Source organism: Streptomyces sp. NPDC002566 (assembly GCF_042889585.1).
Classification (GTDB): Bacteria; Actinomycetota; Actinomycetes; order Streptomycetales; family Streptomycetaceae; genus Streptomyces.
This window is the reverse complement of record NZ_JBIARD010000003.1, coordinates 543525-559902: the sequence shown is the minus strand read 5'-3', so window position 1 is coordinate 559902 and position 16378 is coordinate 543525. Positions and strand designations below refer to the sequence as shown.

Below are 16378 nucleotides of genomic sequence, written 5' to 3'. Positions count from 1 at the left end.
AGGCCTACGGGCGCAGTCACGGTGTGGCCGAGGAGGGGGCCAGGAGCCCGGCCGACGCGTGGGCGGAGGGCTCCGCCGGGGTGCCGGACGGGAGTTCCGCCGTGATCGTGAAACCGCCGTGGGGGCCGGGTTGGGCGGTCAGCGAGCCGCCGGCCGACGCGAGGCGCTCACGCAGGCCGATGAGACCGTTGCCGCCCCGACGCTCGCAGGGTTCGCCCGCGACCGCCGTACGGTCCGTGCGCGGGCCGTGGTTCGTGCCCGTGTCGCAGTCCGCACGCGCGCCGGGGGCCGTGGCCGCGACGGTCCTCGTGCCGTTGTCCGTGATCGTCAGGCGGGCCCGCTCCGGGGTGCCCGACACGGTGATCTCGCAGGCGGTGGCGTCGCTGTGGCGGACCACGTTGGTGGTCGCCTCGCGCACCACCCAGCCCAGCAGGGCCGCCGTCTGCGGCGCGAGCGCCGGGCCCGACCGCGTCACCGTCGGCTCCACGCCCGCCGCCGTCAGCGCCGAACGCGCCCGGTCCAGTTCGGTGGCGAGACTGCCCTCGCGGTAGCCGGTGACCGCCTCGCGGATCTCGGTCAGCGCCTGGCGGCCCACCGACTCGATGTCGGTGATCTGGAGGAGGGCCGCGTCCATGGCCGTCGGGGCCAGCCGCCGGGCCGCCTCCGACTTCACCACGATCACCGACAGGGTGTGCCCGAGCAGGTCGTGCAGATCGCGCGAGAACCGCAGCCGCTCCTCCTCCACCGCCCGCCGGGCCAGTGCCTCCCGGGCGGCGCGCAGATCCCGCACGGCCTCGGACAGGGACAGGATCGCGGCGGTCACCATCGTCGAGATCCAGGTCGCGTACGCCGTGCCCAGGCCGCTCCAGCCCTGGTGGAGGAAGGACACCACCCCCGCGAGGACGGTCACGGCGACGCCCGCGACCCGTAGGGGCCTGCCCCTCAGGGCAGCGCCGGCGGCGAGCCCGAGCAGAGGGAAGAACAGCAGCCAGTTGCCGCCGTAGGCGCCGGCCAGACCGCAGGTCACCGCCGCCATCGCCCCCAGGGCCACCCGTGTGCGGACGGCCTCGCGGTGCGGCTGGGAGAAGGAGCGCACGGCGACGTAGATGTAGAGGGAGTTGAACGCCAGCAGCCCCAGGCTGCCGACCCAGGGGTTCGGGGTGTCGCCCTGGAAGAGGTTGGAGAAGGCGCCCATCCCCAGCAGCAGCCACGGCAGCAGGGAGAACGCGTTGGGCGGCGGGCCGTCCGGGGACTCCCGCGCCTCCCGTGCCGAGGTGCGCCACGCGTGCCACCCGCACGTGACCGAATGCCGCAGCCTGCCTCGCGTCCGCTTCATGACTTCGTCCCCCTTCGCCGGGCCGTCCCCGCGCTGTCCGTCGTCCGGTTCCCGACGCTACGGCCGCGGGGGCCGGGTCCGGCAGGGGCGGGTGTACCGAACCCGGCGGGACAAATGTCATCGGTGCCGGGGTGCCGAGGCGGAGCGACGCGGTACGCCAGAGCTGTATCTGACGTGCCGTCAGGAGCCTTCACAAGTGCAGGGGCCTCGGCTATACAGAGGACGCCGCACTGGAACGCGTTCCAGAACGGGCGGGTTCCGCGGCCCCCATGACGACCTCGGTGCGGCCGACGGTGCGGACGGCCGTATCGGGGTCTTACGCCGCCCGGTCAGGAGCCCCATGCCCATCGACGCAGCCAAGGCCCTCGCCGCCGAACCCCGGTCCGGCGAGATCTCCTGGGACCGCAAGGACGTCCTGCTCTACCACCTCGGCATCGGCGCGGGCGTCCCCGCCACCGACCCCGACGAGCTGCGCTACACCCTGGAGTCCAGGCTGCACGTCCTGCCGAGCTTCGCCACCGTCGCCGGCTCCGGCGGGCCCGGCGTGATCAGCTCACTGTCCCTGCCCGGCATCGACGTCGACCTCTCCCGCGTCCTGCACGGCGGCCAGACCCTCACCCTGCACCGGCCGCTGCCCCCCGAGGGGACCGCCACCGCCACCGGCCGGATCGCCGCCGTGTACGACAAGGGCAAGGCCGCCGTCCTCGTCATGCGCACCGAAGTCGCCGACGGAGACGGCCCGTTGTGGACCAACGACTCCCAGATCTTCGTCCGCGGCGAGGGCGGCTGGGGCGGCGACCGCGGCCCCTCCGCCCGGCTCGACCCGCCCGCCGGTCCGCCCGACAGGACCGTCGAACGGCGGGTGCGCGAGGACCAGGCCCTGCTCTACCGCCTCTCCGGGGACTGGAACCCCCTGCACGCCGACCCCGAGTTCGCGAAGCTCGCCGGCTTCGAGCGGCCCATCCTGCACGGGCTGTGCACCTACGGGATCACCCTCAAGGCGGTCGTCGACACCCTGCTCGACGGGGACGTGACCCGGGTCCGGACGTACACCACGCGCTTCGCCGGGGTCGTCCACCCCGGGGAGACCCTGAGGGTGCGGATGTGGCGGGTCGCCGCCGCGCCGGGCGGCGCCGTACGGGTCGCCGTGAGCGCCGTCGAACGGGACGACGCGCCCGTCCTCGCCGACACCGTCGTAGAACACCTCTGAACCCGCCGGGGGAAGGCCTCCGTGACCGCCGGCCCTGCCCCGGACCCCGTTTGACACCCGTCCACAACGAAGCCGTCGAGGGGAGCCGCGCCATGCGCGCAGCGGTACTGCACGAGATCGGCCAGGACAAGCTGGAGGTCCTCGACGACGTCGAGGCGGTGGGCTTCGGCCCCGGCAGGGTCAGGATCCGGGTGCGCGCCACCGGGCTGTGCCACTCCGACCTGTCCGCGATGAGCGGGGTGCTGCCGCAGCCCGCGCCGTTCGTGCCCGGCCACGAGGGCGCGGGCGAGGTCCTGGAGGTCGGCGAGGGCGTCACCCGGGTGAAGCCCGGCGACCGGGTGGTGGTGTGCTGGCTGCCGGCCTGCGGCGCCTGTCCCGCCTGCAAGCGGGGCCAGACCGAACTGTGCCTGGCCGGGTTCATGAACGCGGGCACACCCAACTTCCGCCGTGCCGACGGAGGTTCGGACGTCTTCGGCTTCGCGGGCACCGGCACCTTCGCCGAGGAGGTCGTGGTCGACGCCGGCTGCGCCGTCCCCATCCCCGACGACGTGCCCTTCGACATCGCCGCGCTCATCGGGTGCGGGGTGACCACCGGGCTCGGCGCGGCGCTCAACACCGCCGACGTGGAAGCCGGTTCCTCCGTCGCCGTCATCGGCTGCGGAGGCGTGGGGGTGTCCGCGATCCAGGGCGCCCGGCTCAAGGGCGCCGCCGAGATCGTCGCCGTCGACCCGGTCGCCGCGCGTCGCGAGGCGGCGCTCAAGTTCGGTGCCACGCGCGCGGTTTCACCCGAAGAACTCGGCGACGCCAAGCAACAGGTCACCGGCGGCGAGGGCTTCGACTACGTCTTCGAGGTCGTCGGCCGCTCCGCCACCGCCCGCACCGCCTACGAGACCACCCGGCGCGGCGGAACCCTCGTCGTGGTCGGCGCCGGCGCCATGGACGACTTCCTCCAACTCAACATGTTCGAGCTGTTCTTCGACGAGAAGCGCATCCTGCCCTCGATGTACGGCGGCGGCGACGTGCTGCGCTCCTACGAGCGGACCGTCGCCCTGTGGCGGGCCGGCCGGATCGACCTCGAGGGCCTGATCACGCACCGCGTACCCCTCGCGGAGATCAACGAGGCGCTCGACCAGATGCGCACCGGGGCCGCCCTGCGCACCTGCATCGAGATCTGAGAGCGGGCGGGTCATGTCTCTTCCGCTCGAAGGGCTCTCGGCGATCGTCACCGGCGCCGGACGCGGCCTCGGCCGGGCCGAGGCGCTCGAACTGGCCCGGCTGGGCGCGGCCGTCGTCGTCAACGACTACGGCAGGCCCGGCCGCGACGGCTCCGGCGAGGCGTCGGCCGGCCCCGCCGAGGAGGTCGCCGCGCAGATCCGCGCAGCCGGCGGGACGGCGCTCGCCCACGCCGGGGACGTCTCCGACTTCCGCGTCGCCCGCGAACTGGTCGAGGCCGCGATCGACGCCTACGGCAAGCTGGACGTCGTCGTCAACAACGCGGGCATCCTGCGCGACCGCATGGTCTTCTCCATGACGGAGGAGGAGTGGGACTCGGTGATCCGGGTCCATCTCAAGGGGCACTTCAACACCACCCGCTTCGCCGCCGCCCACTGGCGCGCACGGTCCAAGGCGGCCGACGGTCCCGTCTACGGGCGGATCGTGAACACCTCGTCGGAGGCGTTCCTCGCGGGCTCCGCCGGACAGCCCAACTACGCCGCGGCGAAAGGCGGGATCGTCGGGCTGACGACGTCCACCGCCCTCGCCCTCGCCAAGTACGGCGTCACCGCCAACGTCATCTGCCCGCGCGCCCGCACCCGGATGACCGAGGACGTCTTCGCCGGGCTCGGCCGCCCCGAGGAAGGGCTCGACCCGCTCGCCCCCGAGCATGTCGCCCCGCTCGTCGGCTACTTGGCCTCGCCCGCCGCGGGCCGGATCAACGGGCAGCTGCTCGTCGTGCACGGAGGGATGGTCGCCGTCGTCGAACGGCCCCGGGTGCGGGCGAAGTTCGACAGCAAGCAGGAGGCGTTCAGCTACGAGGAACTGGACGCGGTGCTCGGCGCGCACTACGCGGAGCAGCCGGACGGCGAGACCTTCGCGGCGGCGGAGGTGCTGGGGCTGCGCCGGGGGCGGGACTAGCCAGGCTCGGAGCCCGGCCCTGTGGACTCGGTGGACATACGCAGGGGCCCCGTCCGTCTGGTGACGGACGGGGCCCCTCGGTGTGCCTCAGGCAGCCGTGTCGGCCTTCTCCTCGGCCGGCTTGCGGTGCCGGCCTCGCGGAGAGGTCCCGCCCTCGTGGGACGAGACCTGGCCCCGGTGCCGGCCGTGACCGGCGGACCCGGAGGCGTCTGCGGACAGCGGCTGCTCCTGCGGCTGCCGCGGCTGCGTGGTGCTTGCGTCGCTCATCGGAAGAGTTCACCCCGTCAAAACATGATCCTTCTTACAGCCGGGCGAGTGTATCCGGAGCCCGGCGGGGTGAATCCAGCCGACCACGCCACCGCTGCTAGTTCGTTACAAGGCGGTCCAACGGGGCCTGTTGGAGGGGCACCGGACGGGGGACGGCGGGCTCGGTGGGGGTGAAACATGAAGAGGGCGCGGGAGTCGAGGGGAGTGCGGAGAGCGTCGGCGTCGGCGTGAAGGCCGACGCCGGCGGAGCCTGGTGCGGGGCCTCCTGGGCCGGCGGGGTCAGCAGCGCCACCCCGCAGGGTTCCGCCGCCGTCGCGTACGGCAGGCGCAGCACGCCGTCCTCCGTCCACAGCCCGGCGCCCGCCAGCCAGCCGTCCGGCGCGGCGAGCCGGTGCAGCCGACGGTCCTCGGGACGCCACACCCCGACCCAGCCGCCGTACGGCCCGTCGACGTGCAGCGCGACCGCGCAGCTCTCCGGGCTCAGGACCTGGCCCGGCTGGATCGCGAACGGCGTCACCCGGAAGTCGGGCAGCCGCAGCGACTCAGGGAAGCGCACCGGCAGCGCGCTGCCCAGCACCCCCCAGCCCAGGCGGGCCACGCCGGGGGAGGCCGCGTCCGAGCTGACGAGCAGCAGCCCGCTGTCGGGGGCCGCGAGCAGGACGCGGTCGTCGCTGTCCGGTGCGATCTGCAGCAGCGGCGACACCTCGCCGCCGCGCGCCAGGTCCACCACGATCGCCTTCGTGCGGCCGTCGGCCCTCCGGTCCAGCGCCAGCATGCGGCCGGTGCGGTCCAGCCAGACGCCGCCCGTGCAGCGGCCGTCGATCTCGGCGACCCGCTCCGGGCCGAAGGCCCCGCCCGCCACCAGCCACAGCGCCGTCGTCCGCCGGCCCACGGCGAGGGCGTACGCGCGCCCGCCGCAGGGCGCCGGCGGCAGCAGGCGCAGGCCGCCGCCGTCCGGGCACTCCACCGCGCCCAGCGGCAGCTCGCCCGTGCCGGGGCCGGTCGGGTACAGCAGGGAGAAGACGTGCCGTCCCTGGAACCGGCGGTGGATGAGGACCCGTCCGTCGGCGAGCGGCTGCACCCGCGTGCCGGGCTCCTCCGGCTGGTTGCCCGGCAGCGGCACGGCGTACGGCTCGGGGCCGTCCAGCGTCCAGCGCTCCGGGAACCAGCAAGCGGGGTCGCCGCCGGGGGCACGGGCCAGGCGCGCCGCGTAGGCGCCGTCCGCCGTGATCACGCAGTCCGCGTGCGGCGGGGGGTCGTCGTCGTCCTCGGTCTCGGCGGCGGGTTCGATGGCACAGACCGTCATTGTTCGGTCACCTCCGGCGACGAAGCTAGTTTTCGGACGCGGGGGTGGGGGATCGGCGGACGGGGGCTTCGCTCGTAAGAGTGGCGCAGAACCGATTCTCCTCCGGCGGTTGAACGGCGTGTGCGTGCGGGGGTCGCGGTTTTTCGCCCACCCGTCCACCCGACTCGGTCGGTCAAGAGGTCCCCCCACGGGGCTGCGCCCCGGACCCCGGCGAGCCGGCCCCCCGTGTCGAACGAGCCCCCGCGCAACCGTGCGGTACGGGCGTCCGAACGGCCAGGTAGCCTTTTCCCGTGCCGCTGCCTCGTCTGTCCGATGTGATCGCCGCCCTCGAGAACCTGTGGCCCGCCGAGCGGGCCGAGTCCTGGGACGCGGTCGGAACCGTCGTGGGGGAGCCAGGACAGGAGGTCGGCCGGGTCCTCTTCGCCGTCGACCCCGTCCAGGACGTCGTCGACGAGGCCGTGAGGCTGGGCGCCGACCTGCTGGTCACGCACCACCCGCTCTACCTGCGCGGCACCACCACCGTCGCGGCCTCCACCTTCAAGGGCCGCGTCGTGCACACCCTCATCAAGAACGACATCGCCCTGCACGTCGCCCACACCAACGCCGACACCGCCGACCCCGGCGTCAGCGACGCCCTCGCCGGCGCGCTCGACCTGCGCGTCGTACGGCCCCTCGTCCCCGACCCCGCCGACCCCGACGGGCGGCGCGGCCTCGGCCGGATCTGCGAGCTCGACCACCCGCTCACCGTCCGCGAACTCGCCGCCCGCGCCGCCGAACGGCTGCCCGCCACCGCGCAGGGCATCCGCGTGGCCGGCGACCCGGACGCCGTCGTACGCACCGTCGCCGTCAGCGGAGGCTCCGGCGACAGCCTCTTCGACCACGTCCGCGCCGCCGGCGTCGACGCCTTCCTCACCGCGGACCTGCGCCACCACCCGACGTCCGAGGCCCGCGCCCACAGTCCTCTCGCGCTGCTCGACGCGGCGCACTGGGCCACCGAATGGCCCTGGTGCGAGCTGGCCGCCGCCCAGCTCGACGAGATCTCCGACCGCAACGGATGGGGCCTCAGGGTCCACGTCTCCCGCACGGTCACCGACCCCTGGACCGCCCACGCGGCGTCCACCGCCACCGAATCCCTGGGAGCCCCCAACTGAACGCCGCGCCCGCCGACCAGATCCGACTCCTCGACGTACAGTCCCTCGACGTCCGCCTCCAGCAGCTCGCCCACCGGCGCAAGTCGCTGCCCGAGCACGCCGAGATCGAGTCGCTGACCAAGGACCTCACGCAGCTGCGCGACCTCCTGGTGGCCGCGCAGACCGAGGAGAGCGACACCGCCCGCGAGCAGACCAAGGCCGAGCAGGACGTCGACCAGGTGCGCCAGCGCGCCGCCCGCGACCAGCAGCGGCTGGACTCCGGCGCCGTCACCTCCCCGAAGGACCTGGAGAACCTCCAGAAGGAGATCGTCTCCCTCGCCAAGCGCCAGGGCGACCTTGAGGACGTCGTCCTGGAGGTCATGGAGCGCCGCGAGGCCGCGCAGGAGCGCGTCGCCGAACTGACCGAGCGGGTCGGCTCCGTGCAGGCGAAGATCGACGACGCGAACGCCCGCCGCGACGCCGCCTGCCAGGAGATCGACGGCGAGGCCGCCACCGTCACCAAGGACCGCGAGGTCATCGCCGGCTCGGTCCCCGCCGACCTGCTCAAGCTCTACGACAAGCTGCGCGGCCAGCAGGGCGGCATCGGCGCGGCCAAGCTGTACCAGCGCACCTGCCAGGGCTGCCGCCAGGAGCTGTCGATCACGGACGTCAACGAGATCCGCAAGGCCGCCGCGGACACCGTCGTACGGTGCGAGAACTGCGGCCGCATCCTGGTGCGGACCTCCGAGTCCGGCCTGTAGCCGTGGGCGCGCGGGAGTTCGTCGTCGAGGCGGACGGCGGTTCGCGGGGCAACCCGGGGCCCGCCGGCTACGGCAGCGTGGTCGTCGACGCGGCGACGGGGGAGACCCTCGTCGAACGGGCCGAGTACATCGGTGTCGCCACCAACAACGTGGCCGAGTACCGGGGCCTGCTGGCCGGACTGCGCGCCGCCCGCGAACTCGACCCGGACGCGGTGGTCCGGGTGCGGATGGACTCCAAGCTCGTCGTCGAGCAGATGTCGGGCCGCTGGAAGATCAAGCACCCCGACATGAAGCCACTGGCGACGGAGGCGGCCCGGGTGTTCCCACCCGGCCAGGTCACCTACGAGTGGATCCCGCGCGAGCACAACAAACACGCGGACCGTCTGGCCAACGAGGCGATGGACGCGGGGAAGCGGGGCGAGCGGTGGGAGGCGGGGCCTCTCCGCCCCGGCTCAGCACAGGCCGACGCCCGGGCGGCCCGAGCCGTGGCTACCCCGGCGAAGCCCGAGGGTGCCGCGTCGGCGAAGCCCGAGGTCGCCGCCCTCGACACTGCTGACGGTGCCTCCCATGGGGCCGACGTCGGCGGCTCGGCCGGTACCGGCGCCGCAGCCCCGACCACGCCCGCCACGGGCGCCCCCTCTGCCGCCTCCTCCACCCCCCAGCCCTCCGTCGGCTGGGGTTCTGCTCCTGATCTCGGGGCTCCCGCCACCCTCGTTCTCCTGCGGCATGGCGAGACTCCGCTCACCCCGCAGAAGCGGTTCTCCGGTAGCGGCGGCAGCGATCCCTCCCTCTCCGCCGTGGGCCGGGAGCAGGCGGAGCGGGTCGCCGCGGCACTCGCCCGGCGCGGGACGATCCAGCACATCGTCGCCTCCCCGCTGGCCCGCACCAGGGAGACCGCCGACGTGGTCGCGGCCCGCCTCGGCCTGGAGGTCGCCGTCGAGGACGGCCTGCGCGAGACCGACTTCGGCGCGTGGGAGGGGCTGACCTTCGGGGAGGTCCGCGAGCGCCACCCCGAGGACCTCACCAGGTGGCTCGCCGACCCCGAGGCCGAACCCACCGGCGGCGGCGAGAGCTTCGCGGCCACCGCCACCCGGATCGCGGCCACCCGCGACAAGCTGGTCGCGGCCTACGCGGGCCGCACGGTGCTGCTGGTCACCCACGTGACACCGATCAAGACGTTCGTACGGCTCGCCCTGGGCGCCCCGCCCGAGTCCCTGTTCCGGATGGAACTGTCGGCGGCCTCCCTCTCGGCGGTGGCGTACTACGCCGACGGCAACGCCAGCGTGCGACTGCTCAACGACACGTCCCACCTGCGCACGTAGGGAAGACGGCGGCGCAGGGAAGACGGCGGGCCCGCCTCAGTGGATCTCCTCCACCAGGACGTCCAACGTCCACGCCGCCCCCGCCCGCGCCGGCGCCTTCTCCTCCACCGTGTAGCCGAGGTCGCGCAGCGCCACCACCAGCTCGGCCGGGTCCCTGGGCGCCGACCCCGTCGTCAGCAGGCTGCGGACGATCCGCCCCTTCGTCGCCTTGTTGAAGTGGCTGACGACCTTCCGGGTCGGCGCGTGCAGCACCCGCACGCTCGCCGTCCGCGCCGCGACCTCGCCCTTCGGCTTCCACGCCGCCGCGTAGGCCGCCGACCGCAGGTCAAGGACCAGCCCGTCCCCGGCCGCCTCCGGCAGCACGGCCGCCATCGGCGTACGCCAGTACGTCCCCAGCGCGCCGAGCCCCGGCAGTTTCACGCCCATCGAGCAGCGGTACGAGGGGATGCGGTCCGTCACCCGCACCGCCCCCCACAGCCCCGAGAACACCAGCAGCGACCTGGCCGCCCGCCGCTTCGCGGCCGAGTCCAGCGAGGCCAGGTCCAGGGCGTCGTAGAGAACACCCGTGTAGATCTCCCCGGCCGGACGCGCACCCGCCGTACGCAGCTCGACGTTCTTCGCGACCTCGCCGCGCAGCCCCTCGCTCAGCCCGAGCACCTCGCGCGCCTTCTCCTCGTCCCCGGCGCACAGCTCGACCAGCTCGGTCAGGACGGCCTCACGCGCGTCGGCGAGCCCCGGCAGGGCCAGAGCCTCCGGCTTCAGCGGCGCGCCACGGCCGGAGGCGGCCTTACCTTCGGACGGGGGCAGCAGGACGAGCACGGGCGTTTCTCCTTCGTTCAGGCTCCACGGCCAGGTCCAGTCAGCCTCCACGGCCGAGCCTGCGAGCCAGCGTACGGGGTCCCCCCGAGCCGCCTCATCCCCTCCCGGACCTCCCGCACGAGCACTCCCGGATCGTCCGCGTGCAGGCGCACCACACTCACCTCCCGCCGGCGCCCGAAGAAGCCGACGTGGGAAACCGGCTCGGTCAGCTCCAGCGTGACCGAGGTCATCGAGCCCACCGGCAGGTTCAGCTCGCGCGAGGAGTCCCCGGCGGGCTCGTGCGTGGTGCGCGACTCGTGCCGTACGGCGGCGATCCGCTCCAGCGGGACCGTCAGATCGACGTGGCCGGCATGACGTACGCGCAGACGGTCGCCGTGCAGGACGTGCGGGCGCACCCGCCAGGCCGCGTACAGGCCGATGACGACGAACACCGTGTACAGGTCGAGGACCAGCACCACCGTGTGCACGGTGGGCCACGTACGGAGCAGCAACGACATGGCGACCGTCTCGACCCCGCACACGAACGCGAGGCCCGCCGTCACCGCGCCCTGCCCCCGCGCGTACCCGAACGCCCGGCCGTCCCCGACCCCGTGCACCCGCCGGGCCGCCCAGAGCCACAGACTCACCAGCAGCCGCAGCTCGTGCCGCACGAGTGCGGTGGCCGCCGCCCTCAAGGCCGGCCGTCCCGCGCGAGGAGGCGCAGTGTCCGGCGGATCGCCTCCGCCTGGGCCGGGGCGAAGTCGGCGTACAGGGCGCGCAGGAAGGCGTGGTCCTGGTCGACGTCCGCGGTCTGCGGGAGCAGCTCCCTCGGGGTGCACTCGGCGAGCCGGCGGGCGGCCGCCTCCACGCGGGGGTCGTCGGGATCGGCGTCGGCGAGCGCGTCGAGCAGCGCGTACGCCTCGTGGGCACGGGCCACCGCCTCAGGGGACGCCACCACCGCGCCCACCGCCGCCATCAGCCGCTCCCGCTCCTCGGGAGCCGCGGCCGTATCGATCAGCGCGAGCACCTCGCGGTCCCGGGCGGCCATGGGGGAGTCGGAGGCGGGTATCCCGGCGAACAGCGCGGCCAGCTCGGGCGAGACCGGTCCCTCGGGGGGCAACTCCTCCGCCTCGAGCAAGGCCCGCAGCCGCTCCCGCCGTCGACGCAGGGCAGACTCCTGCCGGGCCAGGTCCTCGTCCAGCTCGGTGAGCACCTCGACGAGGTCCTTGCCCGCGTCGTCCGCGAGTACGTCCCGCACCTCGGCGAGCCCCAGCCCCAGCTCGGTGAGCCGCCGGATCCGGGCGAGGGTCACGGCGTGCCGGAGGGTGTAGTCCCGGTACCCGTTGGCACGCCGGTCGGGCTCGGGCAGCAGCCCCAGATGGTGGTAGTGCCGGACGGTCCGCGTGGTGACGCCGACGGCCTCGGCGAGTTCTCCGATCCGCATGCCACCAGTACAGACGTTGACGTCGCGGCAGGGTCAAGCGCCGGTCTCCGGTCGACGGAGGCGATCCTGTGCCACGATCGAGGGAACGGTTTCCGATCCTGCGGACAGGTGATCCGGCGATGTCCCAGTCTGGCGAGCGACCGAAGGAGGGGCGTGACATGACGTCCACGGCCCACGAGCCGCTCACGCAGGAAGAAGTCCTGCTGGAGGGCTTCCTCGCCCTGGACACACCGGAAGGTTTCCGGGCGGAACTCGTCGAGGGGGAGATCGTCGTGACGCCGCCGCCGGACGGGGATCACGAGGACTACATCGGGCTGATCGTGAGCCAGGTGATCAAGCGGTCCACGATCGACATGCAGTTCTCCGGGAACAAGGGGCTGAGGCTGGGGAAGGCGGAGGGATGCCCGAATCATGTGATCCCGGACGGCACGTTCGCGCCGCAGGCACTGCGGCTGTACCGGGGCGCCGAGCCCTGGATGCCCAGCCAGGGCGTCGCCATGGTGCTGGAGGTGACGTCCACCAGGCCGCGGGCCGACCGTGAGGTCAAGCGCCGGTGCTACGCGCGCGCCGGCATCCCCCTCTTCCTGCTCGTCGACCGGGAGACCTCGGAGGTCACGCTTCTCAGCGACCCCAGGCAGGACGACTACCGTCAGCGCTGCACGCTGCCCTTCGGCAAGCCGCTCGCGCTCCCCGAGCCCTTCGCCTTCGACCTGGACACGTCCGACTTCCTCTGAGAGCCCGGTACCATGGTCGACACGGCAGACGAGCCGGGCGGACGGCCGCGTGAGGTCCCCTAGGGGGCTTCCCGAGGAACGTCCGGGCTCCACAGGGCAGGGTGGTGGCTAACGGCCACCCGGGGTGACCCGCGGGACAGTGCCACAGAAAACAGACCGCCCGGCGCTCAGGCGCCGGGTAAGGGTGAAACGGTGGTGTAAGAGACCACCAGTGCCCAGGGTGACCTGGGCAGCTAGGTAAACCCCACCCGGAGCAAGGTCAAAAGGAAACACCTCGGTGTTTCTGCGCGGACGTTCGAGGGCTGCCCGCCCGAGTCCGCGGGTAGACCGCACGAGGCCGGTGGCAACACCGGCCCTAGATGGATGGCCGTCTCCCCGACCGCCGCGAGGCAGTCGGGCGACAGAACCCGGCGTACAGCCCGACTCGTCTGCCGCTCAGATCACTGACCTGCTGCGATGCCCTCCCATTCCTCGGATGATCTTGCGCTGGGGAGAATTCGGGGATTCAAAACCGAGGGAATCGCTGTGCCCCAGCCCCGCCGCCAATTGCGATGGTCTCGCCCGCCTGCAGCACGATCGACGCACGCACGGCCAGAGTGGGTTTCAGGACGCTCCCCTTCGTCCGTGTCGCTTGCGTGACAGCGGCCGCCTCGTGGGCTGCGGATCGACCGCGCCCATTGCCGCAGCTTGGGTCCAGAACCGGATTCGTTGGCCGATTGGCGCCCTTTCCGGCCTCGTCCCATGGTTTCACCCTGAAGGAAACAAGGATGAACACCGTGCACGGGCAGCGCCGAGGGGGACGCCATGTCCGTACCGCTCTACGTTCCCGTCCTGCCGACCCGGCCGCACGCCACGGCCGCCTACCGTGAGTTGACGCCGGACGCACAGCGCCGGGTCGCCCCGCTGTGGACGCTGCCTCCGCGTCCCGGCATGCTGCCGAAACCGCTGGCCGAACGGATCGGCAAGGACGCCGACGGGGTCACCGCGGCGCAGCGTCATGGATCGGCCTGGCTGGACGCGCCGTTCGCCGACGAAACCGAAGCCGTGGTCCTGGCCGAAACCCTCACCCCCGACTGGTGGGACCATCGCAACCTGCGGCCGGTCACCGGACCCGGGCGCCCCGGCCCGCAGCAGTCACTCGCGCTCGCCGTGGCGCGGCGGCGGGAAGAGCCGCTCGGTATCCGTGTGCGCCTACCCGGCGAGTGGAACGACGACACGGCGTCGGACGTGCGCGAGTTACTGGACCGGCTTTCCCCGGGCCACCCGGCCGCCCTCTTCCTCGACCTCTGTGCTGTCCTGCCCGACCGCCCCGAAGCCGCCAAGGAGGCGCTGCGCGCCCTGGACGCTCTCGTACCGCTCACCTCGTGGCGCACCGTGACCGTGGTGGCGGGCGGTTTCCCCGAGCCGCCCGCCGACTTCCGCGAGGGTGTCCCGTACGAAGCCCCGCGCACGGACTGGGAATCCTGGCACGAGATCCAGCACGGTGACCGCCCGTACCTTTCCCGACTCCATTACGGCGACTACGGAATCCACCCCGCCACCTACGTCGCACAACCCCCGCCCGCCCGCGGCGGCGGCCCGCCCTGGGGCATCCTCCGCTACACCGCTGCCCGCTTCTACCACCTGGCCAAGGTGCCGCACGGCAGGCAGTACGACGACGCGAACCGTGAGGCCGCCCAAAGCCTCACGCGCCTCACGGCCTTCCGGGGCCCCGAGGCGGGCCCGGGGGAGAGGTGGCTGCGCGACCGAGCTCAGGGCAGGACCAGTACGGGCAATCACGCCACATGGAACCGAGTGGGGAACGTCCAGCACATGACGTTCGTGGCGCGCAGCCTTGGCAGGTGAGTGGGCCTTGACGTCGCCGGATAGTTCCTGGGGGTGAGCCGCCTCGAAGTCCCACGCGACGGTAGGTGGTGGGGCTAACCGCCCACGGCCCACCGCACTGCCGCAACCGATGCAACAGCAGTGCGTGCGACGCCACCTGCTTGGCGATGTCCTCGGGCGTCCAGGGTGCCCGGGCCACTGACGTGACGAAGCCTCAACGAGGCGGAACATACAGGGCCCTTGTAGCACGAAGCTACTGTAGATTTTTCTGCCATGACGCACGGCAAAGATGTCGAGAACTCCGAGTCGCGTTTCTTCTCGGTGCTGTTGGCGGCGGCGAAGCTTCCGGGTGTGCGTATCGACAGGGGGGCGTACCTCCGAAGTGCGCTGGCGCGCCACTGCTCCGAGGAAGACATCCGGCGCGCGATAGATGAGACCCCCGCGGCGGCGGGCATCACCGTCGAGGTCCTCGACAAGGTGGCCAACGACTCCATCCGCTACGAGACCGCCAAGGTCAGCGCCCTCTCGGCCGCCGCCGGGATCCCCGGCATCCTCGCCCTTCCCGCCACGATTCCGGCCGACACGGCCCAGTACTTCGGCCACATGCTGCGCATCGCGCAGAAGCTCGCCTATCTCTACAGCTGGCCCGATCTGTTCTCCGACGAGGGCGATGAGGCCGATGACGCCACCATGGCGGTGCTCACGCTGTTCTTCGGAGTGATGTTCGGAACCCAGTCGGCGAACGCCGCTGTGGGGAAGGTCGCGGGGATGATGGCGGAGCAGGTCGCCAAGAAGCTGCCCCAGAAGGCGCTCACCAAGGGCGTCATTTATCCCATGGTGAAGAAAGTCGCAGCCTACATCGGCGTGAAGGTGACGAAGCAGTCGTTCGCGAAGAGCGTCTCGAAGGCCGTCCCTCTCGTAGGTGCCGCAGTCTCAGGCACTCTCACTTTTGCGACTTACCTTCCGATGGCAAAGAGGCTCAAGAAACACCTCGCCGGCCTGCCGCTGGCGGAACCGTCGCACCGAGTGATGGACGGGGAGGTCGTGGACGGCGAAGTCGTCGAAGAGCACGACTCCTTCGATGCAGCATCCGCCGAACAACTCGGCGCAGAGCACGCCGTCGTCAAGTTGGAGGGCCCTCAATCCTGACGCCGCAAAGTCCGCCGAGCCGTCAGTTCGATCAGTAGTGGTAGCGGGCCTTGACGATCACGACTTCCTCGTCGTCGGTCCGCCGCGACCAGTAGCCGGACAGGCCGCGCTTCATGGGCTCCGGCTTACCGACGCCCGTGAAGGAAGTGCACTGGATCTCGGCGATGAGCCGGGTGGTCCTTCGGACCATGGCGCGGTCCGAGCCGAGCCAGAAGAGGATGTCCTCCCAGCCTGCCGGGTCGAAGGGGACGCTCCTCACCCTTCACCTGCCGGCTCTTCCAGTTCTGCCGTGGTCCTCGCCGGCCCTGTCCCGCGCGACGGCTTCCATGAGACTTCGCGCGTTGGCGGGGGACCGCAGCAGGTAGACGGTCTCCTGCCAGGAGTCGTAGTCCTCGGCGGACATCAGTACGGCGTCGCCGCTCTCGGAGCTGATGCGCACGGGGGTGTGGTCGTCATTGACGCGCTTGATGAGCGGGAAGAGATCCCTGCGGGCCTCGCTGGCGCTGATGGTCATCGCGGCACCCTCCCTGGTGGTACTGGAAAACGGTACTGCGATTCCGGTGCCGGACTCCGGGTGAGTTGCCGCTCGCCCGGTCAGGGTAGTGAGCGTCGCGCCACTCGGTTCAGGTGATGGAGGAACACGTCCTCCGCCTCCGGGGTCAGGGTTCGCAGGGCCACCAGGGCTGTGATCGCCACGTCGCAGAGTTCCGCCTGGACGTGCTCCCAGGTGTGGGTGGTGCCCTTGCGCGGGTTCTCGCCCGTCGCGCCGATCACCGCCTGTGCCGTCTCGCCCACCTCCTCCGACAGCTTCAGGATGCGCAGCAGCAGGGCCTCGTGGCCCGTCCCGGCCGGCCGACCGGCGTCCAGCCACGTGTGCAGGGCGTCCACGGTGGTCCAGAGGTCGTCGGCCTCGGCGGCGCTGTCGGTCATGGGGCCAGCCTGCCCCACCCAGAGGCTCCCGAAG

Annotated in this window: 18 protein-coding genes and 1 other RNA gene; 10 read left to right on the top strand and 9 right to left on the bottom strand. The window is 72.4% G+C overall.

Annotation, left to right across the window (positions count from 1 at the left end; translation table 11 throughout):
• Nucleotides 1-16 precede the first annotated feature (16 nt).
• A complete protein-coding gene (locus ACFYXA_RS15315) occupies nucleotides 17-1336 on the bottom strand; it encodes a sensor histidine kinase (RefSeq protein WP_389032684.1) in 1320 nt (439 codons plus the stop codon).
• Nucleotides 1337-1676: 340 nt separating this feature from the next.
• Between ACFYXA_RS15315 and ACFYXA_RS15310 the strand changes: the two genes are divergently transcribed.
• The 3 genes from ACFYXA_RS15310 (at nucleotide 1677) to ACFYXA_RS15300 (ending at nucleotide 4679) form a co-directional block, all read left to right on the top strand.
• Nucleotides 1677-2546, top strand: coding sequence for a MaoC/PaaZ C-terminal domain-containing protein (locus tag ACFYXA_RS15310; RefSeq protein ID WP_389032681.1), 870 nt, complete (start codon nucleotides 1677-1679; stop codon nucleotides 2544-2546).
• Between the two features lie 92 nt (nucleotides 2547-2638).
• Nucleotides 2639-3721, top strand: a complete 1083-nt coding sequence (locus ACFYXA_RS15305) for a Zn-dependent alcohol dehydrogenase (RefSeq protein WP_352252358.1) — start codon at nucleotides 2639-2641, stop codon at nucleotides 3719-3721.
• Nucleotides 3722-3734: 13 nt separating this feature from the next.
• A complete protein-coding gene (locus tag ACFYXA_RS15300) occupies nucleotides 3735-4679 on the top strand; it encodes a 3-oxoacyl-ACP reductase (protein WP_389032678.1) in 945 nt (314 codons plus the stop codon).
• Between the two features lie 87 nt (nucleotides 4680-4766).
• On the opposite strand, the gene ACFYXA_RS15295 is transcribed toward ACFYXA_RS15300, so the two are convergent.
• Both ACFYXA_RS15295 and ACFYXA_RS15290 read right to left on the bottom strand, forming a co-directional pair.
• Complete coding sequence (locus ACFYXA_RS15295; protein ID WP_389032675.1) at nucleotides 4767-4946, bottom strand: hypothetical protein; 180 nt, start codon at nucleotides 4944-4946, stop codon at nucleotides 4767-4769.
• Between the two features lie 97 nt (nucleotides 4947-5043).
• On the bottom strand, nucleotides 5044-6252 hold the full coding sequence (locus ACFYXA_RS15290) for a hypothetical protein (protein ID WP_352252352.1): 1209 nt from the start codon (nucleotides 6250-6252) through the stop codon (nucleotides 5044-5046).
• A gap of 296 nt (nucleotides 6253-6548) precedes the next feature.
• Here ACFYXA_RS15290 and ACFYXA_RS15285 point away from each other — a divergent pair, with 296 nt between their 5' ends.
• From ACFYXA_RS15285 to ACFYXA_RS15275, 3 genes are read left to right on the top strand one after another with little or no spacing between them, the layout of a single operon-like run.
• Nucleotides 6549-7403, top strand: a complete 855-nt coding sequence (locus tag ACFYXA_RS15285) for a Nif3-like dinuclear metal center hexameric protein (protein WP_351334619.1) — start codon at nucleotides 6549-6551, stop codon at nucleotides 7401-7403.
• Nucleotides 7400-8143, top strand: a complete 744-nt coding sequence (locus ACFYXA_RS15280; RefSeq protein WP_352252384.1) for a C4-type zinc ribbon domain-containing protein — start codon at nucleotides 7400-7402, stop codon at nucleotides 8141-8143. Before ACFYXA_RS15285 ends, ACFYXA_RS15280 begins: the two co-directional genes overlap by 4 nt.
• 2 nt (nucleotides 8144-8145) lie before the next feature.
• Nucleotides 8146-9465: a bifunctional RNase H/acid phosphatase gene (locus ACFYXA_RS15275; RefSeq protein ID WP_389032672.1), complete on the top strand. Its 1320-nt coding sequence runs from the start codon at nucleotides 8146-8148 to the stop codon at nucleotides 9463-9465.
• A gap of 36 nt (nucleotides 9466-9501) precedes the next feature.
• On the opposite strand, the gene yaaA is transcribed toward ACFYXA_RS15275, so the two are convergent.
• From yaaA to ACFYXA_RS15260, 3 genes are read right to left on the bottom strand one after another with little or no spacing between them, the layout of a single operon-like run.
• Complete coding sequence (gene yaaA / locus ACFYXA_RS15270) at nucleotides 9502-10284, bottom strand: peroxide stress protein YaaA (protein WP_389032669.1); 783 nt, start codon at nucleotides 10282-10284, stop codon at nucleotides 9502-9504.
• A gap of 17 nt (nucleotides 10285-10301) precedes the next feature.
• Nucleotides 10302-10958 carry a hypothetical protein gene (locus ACFYXA_RS15265; protein ID WP_389032666.1) on the bottom strand — a complete coding sequence of 219 codons (657 nt, stop codon included), beginning with the start codon at nucleotides 10956-10958 and terminating at the stop codon, nucleotides 10302-10304.
• A complete protein-coding gene (locus ACFYXA_RS15260) occupies nucleotides 10955-11707 on the bottom strand; it encodes a MerR family transcriptional regulator (protein WP_389032663.1) in 753 nt (250 codons plus the stop codon). The genes ACFYXA_RS15265 and ACFYXA_RS15260 overlap by 4 nt, the downstream gene beginning before the upstream one ends.
• Nucleotides 11708-11865: 158 nt before the next feature.
• On the opposite strand from ACFYXA_RS15260, the gene ACFYXA_RS15255 reads away from it, so the two are divergent.
• The 4 genes from ACFYXA_RS15255 to ACFYXA_RS15240 all read left to right on the top strand — a co-directional run bounded on the left by ACFYXA_RS15255 (nucleotide 11866) and on the right by ACFYXA_RS15240 (nucleotide 15414).
• Nucleotides 11866-12441, top strand: a complete 576-nt coding sequence (locus ACFYXA_RS15255; RefSeq protein ID WP_389032661.1) for a Uma2 family endonuclease — start codon at nucleotides 11866-11868, stop codon at nucleotides 12439-12441.
• Nucleotides 12442-12470: 29 nt separating this feature from the next.
• Nucleotides 12471-12872: RNase P RNA component class A (gene rnpB, locus ACFYXA_RS15250), an RNA gene on the top strand.
• Between the two features lie 373 nt (nucleotides 12873-13245).
• Complete coding sequence (locus ACFYXA_RS15245; RefSeq protein ID WP_389032658.1) at nucleotides 13246-14286, top strand: hypothetical protein; 1041 nt, start codon at nucleotides 13246-13248, stop codon at nucleotides 14284-14286.
• 252 nt (nucleotides 14287-14538) lie between these two features.
• Nucleotides 14539-15414, top strand: coding sequence for a hypothetical protein (locus tag ACFYXA_RS15240; protein WP_389032655.1), 876 nt, complete (start codon nucleotides 14539-14541; stop codon nucleotides 15412-15414).
• 31 nt (nucleotides 15415-15445) lie between these two features.
• Here the strand turns inward: ACFYXA_RS15240 and ACFYXA_RS15235 are convergent, their stop codons facing one another.
• From ACFYXA_RS15235 to ACFYXA_RS15225, 3 genes are all read right to left on the bottom strand, one after another.
• Nucleotides 15446-15673 carry a Txe/YoeB family addiction module toxin gene (locus ACFYXA_RS15235; RefSeq protein WP_389032652.1) on the bottom strand — a complete coding sequence of 76 codons (228 nt, stop codon included), beginning with the start codon at nucleotides 15671-15673 and terminating at the stop codon, nucleotides 15446-15448.
• 3 nt (nucleotides 15674-15676) lie between these two features.
• On the bottom strand, nucleotides 15677-15928 hold the full coding sequence (locus ACFYXA_RS15230) for a type II toxin-antitoxin system Phd/YefM family antitoxin (RefSeq protein ID WP_389032649.1): 252 nt from the start codon (nucleotides 15926-15928) through the stop codon (nucleotides 15677-15679).
• Between the two features lie 80 nt (nucleotides 15929-16008).
• Complete coding sequence (locus ACFYXA_RS15225) at nucleotides 16009-16344, bottom strand: MazG-like family protein (protein WP_389032646.1); 336 nt, start codon at nucleotides 16342-16344, stop codon at nucleotides 16009-16011.
• Nucleotides 16345-16378: the final 34 nt, after the last annotated feature.